Here is a 13,815-nt window from a genome sequence, read left to right on the forward strand (position 1 = left end):
CGCTCGGCGGAGGCCCGGGGACCACTCTTGCTGAGGAGCTTTCAGACGACGGCGCCGGTGTCGTCCCGGGCCGCGCGCCGCGCATCGAGGGGGCTTTGGCCCTTTCCGCCCCCGGTGAACCGCCCGCGATCACGACGACGCTCCCGCGCAGGGCGGCGTCGCTCCAGTGTCACCGCTGTCGGCACCGCGGTGAACACGGTGGAGACCGTGCCGATCACCACTCCCGCGATCAGCGCCAGCGAGAAGTCGGCGAGCGAGTCCCCGCCGAGCACGGCCAGGGCGGCGAGGATGAAGAGCGCCCCCATGCCGGTGTTGACGGTGCGCGGCAGGGTCTGCAGGACGGCCCGGTTGGCGGTGCGTTCCAGGTCCATGCGGGGATCGCGCCGCCGCGCCTCCCGCACGCGGTCGAAGACGACGACGGTGTCGTTGACCGAGTAGCCGATGACGGTAAGCAGCGCGGCGAGGAAAACACTGTCCACCGGTTTGCCGAGCCAGGCGAACAGGCCCACCACGACCAGTACGTCGTGCACCATCGCGCTGACCGCCGCCGCGGCGAACGTCCACCGGAACCGCACGCTCAGATAGATGAGCTGTGCGGCGACGGCGATCCCCAGCGCGATCAGCGCCTTCGTGCGTAGCTCGTCACCGAGGCTCGGGCCGATCATCTCGTCGCGCTCGACCGTCACTTCACCGCCCGGCTTCTCCAACGCGCGCTTGATGGCGTGCTGTTCGTCGTCGGTGAGCTCACCCGTGCGTACGGAGATGTCGTCGTCGCCGGACTCCTGGACCACGGCACGGGGGAAGCCGGCGTCGGCCACGATGGTCCGGGCCGTGTCGACGTCGACCGTCCGGCTCGTGGAGTACTCGACGAGCCGACCGCCCGTGAACTCGACACCGAAGACGAGGCCGCGCAGGACGATCCCGGCGGTCGCGACCACCACGAGCAGCGCACTGACCCCCAGCCAGCGCCTGCGGTGCCGCACGATCTGCGGGTCGCGCCGCGCCAGCCACGCGCGCACGCGCCCCGTCGAGGTGATACCGGTGATGCCGGGCCGCTTGCGCACGGAGCGGCGCCGCAGCGCGAATTCGGCGAGCACCCGGGTGATGACGAGCGCCGACACCATCGACGCGACGACACCGATGGACAGCGTCACACCGAACCCCTTGACGGGGCCGGTGGCGAAGAAGAACAGCAGGCCGGCGGCGAGCAGCGTGGTGATGTTGGAGTCGATGACCGCGCTCCACGCCTTGCCGAATCCGCGGGCGAGGGGCTTGTCGAGCGACTTCGTCCGTGCGCCGATGTACTCCTCGCGGGCCCGTTCGAAGACGAGTACGTTCGCGTCGACGGCCATGCCGATCGCCAGTACGAAGCCGGCGAGACCCGGCAGCGTGAGCGTCGCCCCCAGGGCGACGAGGGCCGCATAGGAGATGAGTCCGTAGAGCGCGAGCGCGAGGGTGGCGAGGGCTCCGAGGAGTCGGTAGACGACCATGATGAACAGAGCGGTGAGGGCGAGCCCGATGAGCGCGGCCTGTGTCGACGCGGCGATGGCGTCGGCACCGAGCGTCGCGCCGACCGTCCGCTGCTCGACGACGTCGACGGGCACCGGCAGGGCGCCGCCCTTCACCAGCGCGGCCAGGTCACGGGCCTGTTCCTGGGAGAACCCGCCGGTGATACGCGTGTCCCCGCCGGTGATGCCGGTGTCGCAGGGCACCTCGGGGTTCATGCCCGGCGCGGAGATGACCTTGTCGTCGAGGACGATGGCCACGCGCCGCTCGGGAGAACCCTGGGCGGCGCAGGCTGCGTCGCCGGTGACGCGGGCCCAGTCACCGCTCGCGTCATCGCGGAAGGTGAGGCCGACGGTCCAGCCCGCCATCCCCTGCTGGTCGAAGGCGGCCTCGGCGTCCTTCACCCCGTCGCCGGTCAACGCGGACGCCCCGAGCCGCAGGTAGGCGCCCTTCTGGTCGGGATCGGGGAGTGTGCGGGACCCGTCGGCGGCGCTGCGGCCGTCGCCCGCGGGGGCTCGGTCGGTGACGCCGGAGACGGGATGGATGGTCAACTGGGCGGTACGGCCGATCACGTCGGCCGCCTCGCGCGGGTCCTGGACTCCCGGCAGCTCGACGATGATGCGGTTGTCGCCCGAGCGGGACAGGCTCGGCTCGGACACACCGAGCGCGTCCACGCGTTGGCGCAGCACCTCCAGGGCCCGGTCGGTGGACCGGGGATCGGCCTTGATCTTCCGGTCGGGGCGGTCGGGGCGGTCGGCGGAGTCCTTGGTCTCCAGGACGATCTGGGTGCCGCCCCGCAGGTCGAGACCCAGGCGGGCGGATTGGGTGAGAGCGATGGCGAGGGACGCGGCGATCACCGCGAGTGCGAACAGTGCACGCCACAAGGGCGCACGGGACTTGGTCTGAGACATGAGACTGCTCCACGGCAGGACGAAGGGGCAGCGGCCCGACCGCCCCGCACGTGGTGCGCGGACGGGTCAGGCGCTGACGAAGGTGAGTTCGCTGCGTGGAGCACACGGCGGGGCACGGGGTGCGCCCGGGCCGTCGGAACTCTGTGCGTCGGACGGGGCCTGCGAGAGCGCTTGGTCCGGTCCGCCGAGGCTGCGGTGTGACGCCGAATCGGTCGCCGTGGCGGTGATCAGCCCGGGGTGAGGGAAGGGGGCCGCGTCAGGCGGTGTACCGCGGGCCGCGGGTGTGTTCAGGAGGGCGGCGTGCGGGCCGGGCCGGCCCTGCGGCTGCTCGCACCATTGGGCGGCGGCCGACGGGGCGTCGGGCTGCGGCGTGAGGGAGGAGAGCGACGCCGAGGGAACGAACAGCGTGACGAGCGCGAGCAACGCCGCGGAGGCGAGCACGAGAACGCGCGAGGCTCGCGAGTCCCGGGCAGGCGAGAGGGGCGTCGCGCGCTGCGGCACGGTTGCCTCCCTGCTCGTGCGGTGGACCTGGTCCCGGATCGGAGATCGGTGCGTCGGCGAACAGGGCGTCCGGCGACGGGCTGCCGGTGCACTGCCTCCACCAGCCTATGCAACCGGCGGCGGTGGCGGGCGGGGAGTGCGGAGGCGAAGGCGACCTGGGCCCGCTGTTTCGGATGTGCCCGAAACAGCTACCGGCGCCATGCGCGCGGGCGGCAGGCTTTCGCCGGAGGCCGCAGCCAGGCCGCAGTACGGCTCTGGGACGCGAACGGGGGATCTGAGGGTTCTGAGGGTTCTGGGGGATCTGAGGGCACGGGGGTGCACAGACACATGCGCAACCATCTCCTGGCACACGCGTGGCCCGCGGCCCTGGCGCCGCGGGCCGTGCGGCCGTGGCGGCGGGCATCCCGCGATCAGGTCGAGGTGGCGAGCACGGCCTGTGCCGCCCGGCGGGCGTGGAGCGCTGCGTCGGTGTCGCCGGTGAAGGTGGCGATGGCCATCGCACCGTCGAACAGCACCGCCAACTGCGCCCCCGCTGCCGCCGCGTCCCGGACGCCCGTCTTCGCCACCAGTTCGGTCAGCAGCTCACGCAGGGCATGTTTGTGTGTCTGCACCGCGGTGACGACGACCGGTGACGCGGCGCCCGCCTCCCCGAACGCCCCGGCGAACACACAGCCGTGAAACCCTGGTTGGTGGAACCAGTCGTTCAGGAAGTCGAAGGGGCCGAGGGCCTTGGCCACCGGATCCTCGATCGACTCGATCCGCTGCGCTATCGCCGACCGGGCCGTCAGGTCGCGGCGGGTGAGGCAGGCTGCCAGCAGCGTGTCCTTGGACGGGAACATCTCATAGAGCCGCTTGAGCGGAACCCTCGCGGTGTCCCGGACGCGCCGCATCGTCACCGCGTGGACGCCGTGCGCGTAGAACAACTCGTCGGCCACCGCGACCACGTGGGCGCGCGCTGCGTCAGGCATGGTCTGTCGCTCCTGTCCAACCTGTCCAACCTGTCCAACCTGTCCGAGCCGCAGTCCAACTCTCGTGTCCTGAAAGCGGCTTCAGTATCTGCGTCACCCTTGCGGCGGCTTGAGAACCGCGGTTCTCGTCACTATCGTCCCAATATAAGGCAGTGGTGTTCCGGCTCGTCGGACGGTCCGGGACACGCGTACTTCAAAAAATAGACGCCGTGGCCGACTATCGGGGGAAGCCGTGTTGCGTATCCATTTCAGTGCAGGAGACCTGGCCCGCACCAGGATCGCCGAACAACCGGACCCACTGTGGGAAACCGTTCTCAGCTTGCACCAACTCCGCGAGAGGAGGCGGGAACCCGTGCTGGACGGCTGGCGGCGCCGCAGGTCTGCGCGCGCCGCCCGCACGCTGCGGATCCTGTCGCCTTTGATGCCGCCCCGCGGCTACTTTCCGGACTTCCTCACTCCCGCGGAGGGTTCAGGGGGTCTTGAGTGCGGGATCGACGCGGTGCTCTCCACTCCGCGCAGCCAACTGCGCACTGAGGTAGGCCTGTTGGCGTCCGACAATCCGTTGCCCCCTTGGGCCAGGAGACTCGCCGAAGGCGAAGTGAGCACCCTGCACCGCCTGGGCCAGGCCTTGCGGGAGTACCACGCATCCGTCCTGGAACCCGCCTGGCGGGACATCTCATCGCGCATCGAGGGCGACCGGCGGTATCGGACCGAGACCCAGTGCCGCCTGGGCACCGAAGAGATGCTGCGCACCTTCGCGCCCGTGCTGCGCTGGCAGCCCCCGGTCCTGCTCGCCGACTACCCCGTCGAACGCGATGTGCAGCTGGCGGGGCGCGGGCTGCTGTTCGTGCCCTCGTACTTCTGCCGCCGGACGCCGGTGGCCCTCCTGGACGAGAATCTGTGGCCGGTCCTGGTCTATCCCGCCCGACTGCGCTACCCAGAGGCGCTCGCCACCCCGGACGCCAGGCTGGCCCCGCTGCTCGGCCATACCCGCGCTGCGGTCCTGGAGGCACTCCAAGTGCCCTGTACCACCAGCGAGTTGGCGCGCTGCGCAGGAGTCTCCCTGTCCTCCGCGAGCGAGCACGCCTCCGTACTGCGCCGCGCCGGTCTCATCGCCAGCACCAGGGAACGTCACCACATGCACCACACACTCACCCAGCTCGGGAGCCATCTGCTCACCGGAGTGCTGGTGGGCTGACCGGCGCGAGATCAGCAAGCGGGCGCATCGAGGGGGCCACCCAGGCCTGAGAGGCCTGGGTGGCGGGGTGGGTGAGTCAGCCGCAGTGTTCGGCCTTCTCCTGCTCCGTCATGGGGCGGGTGTGCTGTGTCTTGGTGCTGGGCGCGTCCGGCTTGGGGCCGGTCGCGTCGAAGGGGGCGTACCAGATGTAGTGGCCGTGGAACCTGTCCGGGAAGTGCAGCTCGTAGGTGCCCTTGACGCGCTGCATCTGGGATTCCCTGGTGACCCAGCCGACCTCACCGGGGCGGACGTCGACGTTGGTGGTGTCGGTCTCGGTGTGCGAGCTCTCCCAGGTGTGCCCGTAGGAGGTCTCGATGCTCACCTTGAAGACCTCGGCGAAGCCGTACTCCGCGCTGAGGGAGACTCCGACGCTGTTCGACTCGCCGGTCGTGTCGGCCCAGGAGATGCTGGAGCGCTGCAGGTCCGGCGTGCAGTTGTAGGCGCTGTCACCCACCTGGTGGGCCTCGCCCATCGAATCGGTGCCGGGCCCTTCGGGGTGGAAGACGCACGAGTCGGTGCCGTTGTCGCACTTGTCGAGCAACTCGCGGATGGTGGGGGGCTCTTCGTCGGCCTGCGCGGCGGGCGCGAGGGCCATGCCGCCCGCGGTGGCCATCGCCGCCAGCAGGACGGTCAGACGGGTACGGGTGATCATGTGTGATCTCCAGTGGGGGGAAGGTGAAGCAGGTGGGGGGTACGGCGTGTGCGAGAGCGGCAGCGCTCCGGCCGCACGCTCTAGCTGAAGCCGATGGACTGGGTGCGGTCGTTCATCATCTGGCCGACGTCGGCGGTGTTCTCGTCGAACGGTCCGTCGCGGTCGCCGCCGAGACCGGGCTCCGGGTAGAGCCAGATCGCGCAGTTGCCCCAGGGCTGGACCGAGGAGATGCGGTTCTTCCAGTCGTCGCCGAGGTCGTACTGCCAGTTGACCCAGCCGTCCTTCTCGCACAGTGAGGGCCCGCTGATGGTGAGAGAGTCACCGGAGAAGCCGGGGTCCGTGAAGAACGTTCCCTGGATGACATCCCCGGCCGCTGCCGTGTCTCCCTTGGCCGTGGTCCTGGCCTTGGCCAGGTCCATGGCTGCGGTGAACGTGTCGAAGCAGCGCTGCTTTCCGGTGGACGCGTCCAGAACGCAGTGGCGTGCGGCCGGTTCGTCCGCCCCGGCCGACTGCGCCGAGACGGTGCAGAAGAGGCCGGTGGTGACGGCGAGCGCGACCCCCGTCAAACGGTTGCGGTGCATGATCCGTATCGCCATACGGATACCTCCATTTCTGGCGTGGGCACATCACCTTCCTGTGTAGTGGATCCGGTCCCGTACTCGCGGATGGAATCCCGAATTCCGTTGCCCGTGCGGGTGGTTGAGGCAACCCGGGCGCCGGGAGAGCCCTCTTCGGGCACGACGAAGGGTGAAACGGTCAGGAGCGGGCGGGGGCATCAGCACTGCGCGAAGACGTATCCCTTTGTGCCCTTGGGGGTGACGTCGCGGTCGCGCAGTGTGATGGACAGGCGAGGCCCCCAGGCGTCGCAGGCGTTGCGGTAGTCCTCGCGGGTGTACTCGACGGCGAAGACCTTGTCGTCGTAGGCGTCGGCGAAGTCGCCGCACTCCTTGTACGCCGCGCACTCCTCCACGACGGCGAAGTCGAACCCGATGCGGTCGCGCTCAGGAAGGAGGTCGGTGGTGTTCTTCTGGGCGATGGCCAGACCACGGTCATGGGCCCGCTCGGCGAGCAACTTGGCGAAGTCGGCGGCGTGTTCAGGCGTGAGGAGATCGTCGGAACGCTCGTAGGAGTCCAGGTTGTCGGGCTCGACGGCGTCGTGGCCCGACTCCGCGCAGCCGTCGATCCACGGCCCGACGACGTCCATGAGCTCCCGGCGCTTGCCGGGCGTGGAGATGTCCAGGAGCGGCTCCTCCCAGTCGTCGTCGATCACCAGGGAGCCGTCGTCGTCCTTCAGGAGCAGATCGGGGTGCTTCTTCTTCCACCAGGTGATGGCGTCGTCGCCCGGCTGGGTCTGGAAGGCGTTGACGTAGCACACGTTGTACAGGCCCTTGGCCGGCTCGGCGGAGCGGTCGCGCGAGACCGCCTGTACGGCGTCGTCAGGCGCGTACGGGCCGCCGAGTTGGTAGTCGAAGACGGCGTCGGCCTCCGGTGTGCGCACGGCCTCCGCCCGCTCCGTGGCGGCCGGGGTGTCCTTGCCGTCGTCGGTGGCGCAGGCGGCGGCCAGGAAAAGGGCGGCGGCGCAGGCGGCCAGCCGGCCCGGGCGCGAGCGGTGCGGGCGGTGCGGGCGATACGGGCGGTGCATGGGCGACTTTCGTTCGGGGCGGCAGCCGGTGAAGGCCGCCGCCGGGTCAACGCGCCGTCAGCCCGTTTCCGTGCCGAAATGTGACGCGATGTCGATCTTACGTATGTCAGTCGCCCAGGAGTTGGCGCAGGGCGGGCTGGAGGCGGTCCGTGTGCGCGCGGACCATGTCGTCGCACAGCCGCCAGATCTGCTCCACGGGAAGGGCCGCGGCGGTCGCCGGGTCGGTCATCGCCGCTTGTCGGATGTGGCGTGGTTCGTCGTCGATGGCGGCGCGGACGACCAGGTCGTTCATGCTGAGGTAGGCGCGGTTGAGCGCGGCAAGCTGCGGGGGCAGGGATCCCGCGCGGGTGGGCTGGATGCCGGACGCGTCGACGAGGCAGGGCACTTCGACCACGCCGTGGCCCGGGAGGTTGTCGATCAGGCCGTGGTTGGGGACGTTGCCGTAGACGGTGCGCGGGGTGCCGGTCACGATGCTGTGGATGATCTGCGGGGCGTACTCCATGGTGCCCTCGACGGTGAGCGGTTCGCCGGTGGCCAAGGCGTCGCGGGTGTGGTGGTAGGCGGCTACGTTCTCGTCGACGATGCCGAGGTAGGCGCCGACCGGCAGGCGCAGGCGCTCGATCTCGCTGTCGTGGTGCAGGTACCAGGGGACGTACTCGGAGGAGTGCTCGCTGGTCTCTGTGGGGTAGTAGCCGAGCCGCCGGTACATGTCGACGCGGACCCGGCGCCTCAACTGCGCGTCCCGCGCGATGAGTTCGTCGAGCCGGGGGTAGAGGTCGCTGCCCTGGTGCTCGAACCTCAGCACCCACGCCTGGTGGTTGACGCCCGCCGCCCGGTAGGTGATCTCCTCGTACGGGACGTTCACAAGTTCGGCCAGGTCCCGCATCGTCCAGTAGACGGAGTGGCACAGACCCACCACCCGGGTCAGCCCTGTGGCCTCGGTGAGGTACTGGATGTTCATGGCCATGGGGTTGGTGTAGTTCAGGAGCCATGCCTCGGGGCACAGTTCGGCGATGTCATCGCCGAGTGCCTTCAGGAGCGGGAAGGTGCGCAGCGCGCGGAAGATGCCGCCGACGCCGAGGGTGTCGCCGATGGTCTGGCGCACCCCGTGGCGGGCGGGGACCTCGAAGTCGGTGCGGGTGGCCTCGCCCATGCCGACCTGCACGATGTTGATGACGAAGTCCGCGCCTGCCAGGGCCTCGCGGCGGTCGGCGTGGCCGGTGACGGTGGCGGTGGCGTGCGCGCCGAGGTGCTCGGCGATGTGGTCGGCCGCGGCCTGCGCCGTGGTCAGGCGTTCGGGGTCGATGTCGTGCAGGGCGATGTGGGCGCCCTTCAGCTCGGGGAAGGCGAAGAGGTCGGCGAGCAGGCCCTGGGTGAAGACGACGCTGCCGGCACCGATGAAGGCGATCTTGGGGTGGTTCATGAGACGTGCGCTCCGCTCAGAGTGGTGTGGGCGAGGACTTCGTCTCGCGTGGGCTGGGCCGGGGTGCCGCCGTTGGCGCGGGTGGACAGGGATCCGCAGGCCGCGGCGAACCGCAGTGCCTCGTGCGGGGGCCGTCCTTCGAGGAGGGCGGCGATGAACCCGGCGTCGAAGCTGTCTCCGGCGCCGACGGTGTCGACGGGAGTCAGGGGGAGGGCCGGTGCGGTGAGCAGCGTGTGGCCGTTGTGGCACAGGGCGCCCGCGGCGCCGTTCTTGACGGCGACCAACGGGACGCGGGCGGCGAGCAGTTCAGCCGCTTGCCGTGGACTGCCGGACGGCAGCCCGGCCAGGTGAAGGGCTTCTTGGGCGTTGGGCAGCAGGATGTCGGTCTCGGCGAGGACGGCGTCGATGGCCGTCGGCTCCCACTGCCCCGACGGGTCGTCCTGGGTGTCCAAGGATGTGCTCGCGCCGTGCCATCGCGCGGTGCGGAAGAGCTGGGGCAGGTCGGCGGCGAGGCGGGGCTGCAGGAAGTACGAGGCGGCGTGGACATGCCGGGAGTCGGCGAGCAGTTCCGTCGGGACGTCGTCGCCGCTGATGGCGGTCAGGGTGCCCGGAGCGGTGAGGATGGCGCGGTCGTCGCCCTGCGTCAGCACCACGGTGAGCGGCGTCGGCCGGGAGGCGTCCAGGTGCAGCGCCCGGGTGTCGACGCCGCGGGCGGTGAGCGCGTCGCGCAGGTAGCGGCCCGCGTCGTCGTCGCCGACGCGACCGGCGAAGGCCACCTTCAATCCCAGGCGCGCGGCCCCGCACGCCATGATCGCGGCCGAGCCGCCGAGGGTGAGGGACCCGGCATCGACGAGCTGTTCGCGCTGGCCGAAGGCGAGCGGGCCGTTCAGCGGGCCCAGGATCACGTCGGGGTTGGCGTCCCCGATGACGAGCAGGTCGTACGAGTGGGGCATCGAGTTCCTTCGGATCGTGCGAGGGGAGAGGGACGGGAGGAGAGGAGCGGGAGGGGAGGGGCGGGGAGGGTCAGCCCTTCAGGCCGCTGGAGGTGACCGAGCGGATGAAGGCCTTCTGCGCGACGAGGAACGCGAGCAGGACCGGCAGGACGGTGATCACATTGCCCGCCATGACCGCGGACCAGCGGGTGTGGTGCTGCCCCTGGAAGGTGGTCAGACCCAACTGCAGCGTGTACTGGGTGTCGTGGTTGATCGCGATCAGCGGCCAGGTCAGGTCGTTCCACGTGGTGAGGAAGGTCAGTACGGCCACCGTGGCAAGGGCGGGCCGCGCAAGCGGCAGCACGATCGCGCACAGGACCCGCAGCCTCGAACAGCCGTCGATCCAGGCGGCCTCCTCCAGCTCCCTGGGCAGGGAGAGGAAGAACTGCCGCAGCAGGAAGACCGCGAACGGTGTGACGAGGGAGGGCACGATCAGCGCGCCGAGGGTGTCGATGAGGCCCAGCTTCTTCATCACCAGGAAGGTCGGGATCATCGTCAGCTGGAAGGGCACCGCCATCGTCGCCAGCATCAGCACGAGCAGCGTCCGCGAGCCGCGAAAGCGCATCCGCGCGAACGCGTAGCCGCCGAGGGCGCCGAAGACGAGGTTCGAGGCGACGGCCACGGCGGAGACGATCGCCGAGTTCAGCAGCCACCGCGGGAACATGGCGTTGCCGAGGACGTAGCGGTAGCCGCCCAGGTCGATCCCGGAGGGCCACAGCGCGGGCGGGAAACGGTTGATCTCCGCGTTGCTCATCACCGAGCTCAGGAGCAGCCAGATCAGCGGCACCGCGAAGAGCAGCGCCAGCGGTGCGAGCAGCGCGTGCCAGCCGCTGAAGGGCAGCCTGAAGCGGCGGTGGCGCACAGCCGCGGGCTCGGTGGTCCGGCGTGCGGTGCTCCCGGGCGCGGTGGTGGTCGCGGTCATCAGGCGGCTGCTTTCGTACGAAGGGTGCGCTCACGGCCTCGGGCCACGCGCAGCACGGCGGCCACCACGAACAGGGCGAGCGCCAGGACGTAGGCGGCCGCGGCGCCGTACCCGGCGGTGAAGTTCTTGAAGGCCTGCTCCCAGATGAAGTAGACGATCACCGTCGTCGAGCCGAGGGGCCCGCCCTTGGTGGTCACATAGACGAGGTCGAAGACCTGGAGGGACTGGATGGTCTGCCACAGCAGCAGGAACACGCTGACCGGGGAGAGCGCGGGCAGCGTCACGTGCCGCAGCAGATGCCACCGCCCCGCGCCGTCCAGGCGGGCCGCCTCGATCAGCGACTGATCGACGTCCTGGAGCGCGGCCAGGTAGATGACGGTGCACAGCCCCGTGCCGCTCCACAGGGTGATGGCGACCAGCACGAACAGCGCCTGCGACGAGTCGGTGAGGAAGCCCTGCGGCGAGATTCCCAGGTGGTGAAGGACGGAGTTGGCCGCCCCGAAGTCGGGGTCGAGTATGAAGGAGAACAGCACGCCCTGGGCGGTGGCCGAGATGACGAACGGCACGAAGAACAAGGTGCGGTACAGGCCGACGAACCGGATCCGCCGGTTCAGCGCCAGGGCGAGGGCGAGTCCGATGGCGATGCTCAAAGGCACGTACAAGAGGGTGTAGAGCAGGGTGTTGCGCACGGCCTGGCTGAAGTGCGGGTCCTGGGACAGCGCGCGGTAGTTGTCGAGCCCCACCCAACGGCTCGGCGTGACCAGGTCGTTGGCCTGGAAGGACAGCAGCAGCGACCACACGACGGGCAGGACGCTCAGGCCGAGGATGACGAGCACCGCGGGGGAGATGAACGCCCAGGCGGTGGCGGTCTCACCGCGGCGCCGGCGGCGCAGGGCACGTCGGCCGGACGGATCCGGCGGCAGGGTCAGGGGGCGGGGAAGTGGCGGCATATCAGGGTCCTCAACGTCCTCAGTGTCCTCAGTGTCTTCAACGTCCTCAATGTCCTCAACGCGGGATCAGCAGGGCTGCGTTGGCCTCTTCGGCGCATGAGCGCACCGCGTCGGCGGGGCTTTTGCGGCCGAGCAGCACGGAGACGACCGCCTGCCCCAGGGACTGGGAGATGCGGGGGTAGGCGGCGTGCACGGGACGTACCCGCGCGGCGGCGACCGCTTCGGTGAACACCGGGAGGCCGGGCATCCGGTCGGCATGCTCCCGCCAGGCCGGAAGGGCCTGGCTGCGGCGGCTCAGCGGAAGGCTGCCCGCCTCGACGGCCCATCGGCTGTCCTGGCCGGGTTGGTTGAGCCAGGTGACGAAGGTGCGGGCCGCCTTCGTCCGGGCCGAGCCGTTGTCGAACACCGTCCAGGTGTCGGGTCCCGAGATGGTCACGGGTCGGCGGCTGAAGCTGGGCAGAGGCACCACGTGGTAGTCGACCTTGGCCTGTGCGATGTCGGGAAGCTGCCAGGGGCCGGTGGGCACCATGCCCATCCGCCCGGACAGGAAGACCTGGTACATCTGCTCGCTGCCGGGCTTGGGGTCGATGTAGACGCTCTTGTCGCGCGCCAGGTCCCGTACGACCTCAAGGGCGCGTACGCCCTCCTGCGCGAAGCCGATGCCGTGCCCGTCGTCGGCGATCACGTCACCGCCCAGGTCCCACACCATCGGCCACATCCGCCACACGGTGTCCTCGTCACCGGTGCCGGGCCAGCCGGTGCCGAACCGTCCCCGGGAGGCATCGGTCAGCCGGCGGGCGGTGTCGGTGAACTCCTGCCAGGTCCAGCCGGCCTCGGGCAGATCGATCCCCGCCTCGGCGAACAGCTTCTTGTTGCAGACCACGGCGAGGCAGTCCAGGAGCGCGGGCATCGCACGGACCCGGCCGTTGATGGTGACGGCCTGCCGGGCCGGCGCCCAGAAGTCGCGCCAAGGGGTCGGCCCCTCGCGCACGTGGGCGGTCAGGTCGACCACCTCCGGGCTCCGGGCGACGCTTGCCAGGTCGGAGCCGAAGACGTAGGCGACATCGGGGTAGGAGCCCGCGGCGAGCGCGGCGGTGACCTTCTGCAGCATGGCGTCGGCGAGCACACCGCCGCCCAGGTCGACGCGGATGTCCGGATGGGCGGCGTGGAAGCGCCCGACAAGCCCCTTGATGACCTTGGCGGCGGTGTCCGTCTGGCCGTGCCACAGCTGGATGGTCACCCGCCCGTCGGGTCCGACCCCGTCGGCGGGCCCCGTTCCGCAGCCGGCAAGCGCGCCCCCGCCCGCCACGAACGCCGCCGCGCCGCCCGCGCGCAGCACACTGCGCCGCGACGGTCTTCCCGTCGCTCGGGGTCCTGCGGTCATCACTGCCTCCAGGGGGATCGGGTGCGCCCGCGGCGCGGGAAGGTGAACCGCACGGCAAGGTGTCCCGCGCGTCGCGGATCGCGGATCGCGGACGCGCGGAACGGCCATGGGTCAGTGGGTCAGCAGGTCTGGCGTACGTATCCGCTGCTGCCCGCGGGTGACACGGCGACGTCGCGGCGCACGATGCTCAGCCGGTCGCCCCAGCCCGCGCAGGCCTTGTGCAGACCGTCGGCCGTGTACTCGATGACCACGACGTCGTCGCCGAACGCGTCGGTGTACTCCCCGCACTCGTCGTACGCGCCGCACTCCTCGGCGACGGCGAAGTCGAGCCCGGTCCGATCGCGCTCACCGGCCAGCTGGGGGGTGTTCTTCTGCGCGGCGGCCAGGCCCTGTTCGTGGGCGTGCGCGGAGAGCAGCGCGATGTAGGACATGGCCTGATCGGCCGTCAGGAGGTCCGGGAAGCGGGTGAAGGTGTCGTAGTTGTCCGGCTCCACGGCCTGGAAGCCCTTGTCGGTACAGCCGTCGATCCAGCCGCCGACCTTGGCGGCGATCCGCTCGCGCTTGCCCGCGGTGCGGATGTCCAGGACGGCCTCGCCCCACTCGCCGTCGTACACGACATCGCCGTCGGCGTCCCGCAGCAGCAGGTCGGGATCCCAGTCCCCTTCGGCCCCGGGCTGGGCCTGGAAGGCGTTGAGGTAGCAGATGTTGTACAGGCCGGGCGCGGGGG

Annotated in this window: 13 protein-coding genes; 1 reads left to right on the plus strand and 12 read right to left on the minus strand. The window is 70.4% G+C overall.

The window, feature by feature from the left end; translation table 11 throughout:
- Positions 1 to 41: 41 nt before the first annotated feature.
- The 3 genes from secD to ABD378_RS30200 all read right to left on the minus strand — a co-directional run bounded on the left by secD (position 42) and on the right by ABD378_RS30200 (position 3,886).
- Positions 42 to 2,417: a protein translocase subunit SecD gene (secD, locus tag ABD378_RS30190; RefSeq protein ID WP_344525890.1), complete on the minus strand. Its 2,376-nt coding sequence runs from the start codon at positions 2,415 to 2,417 to the stop codon at positions 42 to 44.
- A 66-nt stretch (positions 2,418 to 2,483) separates the two neighbouring features.
- On the minus strand, positions 2,484 to 2,918 hold the full coding sequence (locus tag ABD378_RS30195) for a hypothetical protein (protein WP_344525892.1): 435 nt from the start codon (positions 2,916 to 2,918) through the stop codon (positions 2,484 to 2,486).
- Between the two features lie 410 nt (positions 2,919 to 3,328).
- Positions 3,329 to 3,886, minus strand: a complete 558-nt coding sequence (locus tag ABD378_RS30200) for a TetR/AcrR family transcriptional regulator (protein ID WP_344525894.1) — start codon at positions 3,884 to 3,886, stop codon at positions 3,329 to 3,331.
- A 352-nt stretch (positions 3,887 to 4,238) separates the two neighbouring features.
- On the opposite strand from ABD378_RS30200, the gene ABD378_RS30205 reads away from it, so the two are divergent.
- The gene (locus ABD378_RS30205) at positions 4,239 to 5,084 is read left to right on the plus strand and encodes an ArsR/SmtB family transcription factor (protein WP_344525896.1); all 846 of its coding nucleotides are present in this window, start codon (positions 4,239 to 4,241) and stop codon (positions 5,082 to 5,084) included.
- Positions 5,085 to 5,160: 76 nt separating this feature from the next.
- Here ABD378_RS30205 and ABD378_RS30210 read toward each other — a convergent pair whose 3' ends face one another.
- The 9 genes from ABD378_RS30210 to ABD378_RS30250 form a co-directional block, all read right to left on the minus strand.
- Positions 5,161 to 5,775 carry a hypothetical protein gene (locus ABD378_RS30210; RefSeq protein WP_344525898.1) on the minus strand — a complete coding sequence of 205 codons (615 nt, stop codon included), beginning with the start codon at positions 5,773 to 5,775 and terminating at the stop codon, positions 5,161 to 5,163.
- Positions 5,776 to 5,855: 80 nt separating this feature from the next.
- Positions 5,856 to 6,371 (minus strand): hypothetical protein, encoded by a 516-nt coding sequence (locus ABD378_RS30215; RefSeq protein ID WP_344525900.1) that lies wholly within the window; start codon positions 6,369 to 6,371, stop codon positions 5,856 to 5,858.
- A 179-nt stretch (positions 6,372 to 6,550) separates the two neighbouring features.
- On the minus strand, positions 6,551 to 7,417 hold the full coding sequence (locus ABD378_RS30220; protein ID WP_344525902.1) for an endo alpha-1,4 polygalactosaminidase: 867 nt from the start codon (positions 7,415 to 7,417) through the stop codon (positions 6,551 to 6,553).
- Between the two features lie 106 nt (positions 7,418 to 7,523).
- The gene (gene melA / locus ABD378_RS30225; protein ID WP_344525904.1) at positions 7,524 to 8,840 is read right to left on the minus strand and encodes an alpha-glucosidase/alpha-galactosidase; all 1,317 of its coding nucleotides are present in this window, start codon (positions 8,838 to 8,840) and stop codon (positions 7,524 to 7,526) included.
- Positions 8,837 to 9,793 (minus strand): carbohydrate kinase family protein, encoded by a 957-nt coding sequence (locus ABD378_RS30230; protein ID WP_344525906.1) that lies wholly within the window; start codon positions 9,791 to 9,793, stop codon positions 8,837 to 8,839. Before ABD378_RS30230 ends, melA begins: the two co-directional genes overlap by 4 nt.
- A 70-nt stretch (positions 9,794 to 9,863) precedes the next feature.
- Positions 9,864 to 10,754, minus strand: coding sequence for a carbohydrate ABC transporter permease (locus ABD378_RS30235; protein WP_344525908.1), 891 nt, complete (start codon positions 10,752 to 10,754; stop codon positions 9,864 to 9,866).
- On the minus strand, positions 10,754 to 11,704 hold the full coding sequence (locus tag ABD378_RS30240; protein ID WP_344525910.1) for a carbohydrate ABC transporter permease: 951 nt from the start codon (positions 11,702 to 11,704) through the stop codon (positions 10,754 to 10,756). The genes ABD378_RS30235 and ABD378_RS30240 overlap by 1 nt, the downstream gene beginning before the upstream one ends.
- Positions 11,705 to 11,759: 55 nt before the next feature.
- On the minus strand, positions 11,760 to 13,088 hold the full coding sequence (locus ABD378_RS30245; protein ID WP_344525912.1) for an ABC transporter substrate-binding protein: 1,329 nt from the start codon (positions 13,086 to 13,088) through the stop codon (positions 11,760 to 11,762).
- Between the two features lie 119 nt (positions 13,089 to 13,207).
- Positions 13,208 to 13,815: endo alpha-1,4 polygalactosaminidase (locus tag ABD378_RS30250; RefSeq protein WP_344525914.1), on the minus strand; the 608-nt coding region annotated here is incomplete at its 5' end.

It is taken from the genome of Streptomyces rectiviolaceus (assembly GCF_039533825.1).
Classification (GTDB): domain Bacteria; phylum Actinomycetota; class Actinomycetes; order Streptomycetales; family Streptomycetaceae; genus Streptomyces; species Streptomyces rectiviolaceus.

What these genes read in the sequence shown, in the direction of transcription:
- ABD378_RS30210 (WP_344525898.1), bottom strand. Translation starts at nt 5,775, where the DNA reads ATGATCACCCGTACCCGTCTGACCGTCCTGCTGGCGGCGATGGCCACC.
- ABD378_RS30215 (WP_344525900.1), bottom strand. Translation starts at nt 6,371, where the DNA reads ATGGCGATACGGATCATGCACCGCAACCGTTTGACGGGGGTCGCGCTC.
- secD (WP_344525890.1), bottom strand. Translation starts at nt 2,417, where the DNA reads ATGTCTCAGACCAAGTCCCGTGCGCCCTTGTGGCGTGCACTGTTCGCA.
- melA (WP_344525904.1), bottom strand. Translation starts at nt 8,840, where the DNA reads ATGAACCACCCCAAGATCGCCTTCATCGGTGCCGGCAGCGTCGTCTTC.
- ABD378_RS30200 (WP_344525894.1), bottom strand. Translation starts at nt 3,886, where the DNA reads ATGCCTGACGCAGCGCGCGCCCACGTGGTCGCGGTGGCCGACGAGTTG.
- ABD378_RS30240 (WP_344525910.1), bottom strand. Translation starts at nt 11,704, where the DNA reads ATGCCGCCACTTCCCCGCCCCCTGACCCTGCCGCCGGATCCGTCCGGC.
- ABD378_RS30245 (WP_344525912.1), bottom strand. Translation starts at nt 13,088, where the DNA reads ATGACCGCAGGACCCCGAGCGACGGGAAGACCGTCGCGGCGCAGTGTG.
- ABD378_RS30230 (WP_344525906.1), bottom strand. Translation starts at nt 9,793, where the DNA reads ATGCCCCACTCGTACGACCTGCTCGTCATCGGGGACGCCAACCCCGAC.
- ABD378_RS30220 (WP_344525902.1), bottom strand. Translation starts at nt 7,417, where the DNA reads ATGCACCGCCCGTATCGCCCGCACCGCCCGCACCGCTCGCGCCCGGGC.
- ABD378_RS30235 (WP_344525908.1), bottom strand. Translation starts at nt 10,754, where the DNA reads ATGACCGCGACCACCACCGCGCCCGGGAGCACCGCACGCCGGACCACC.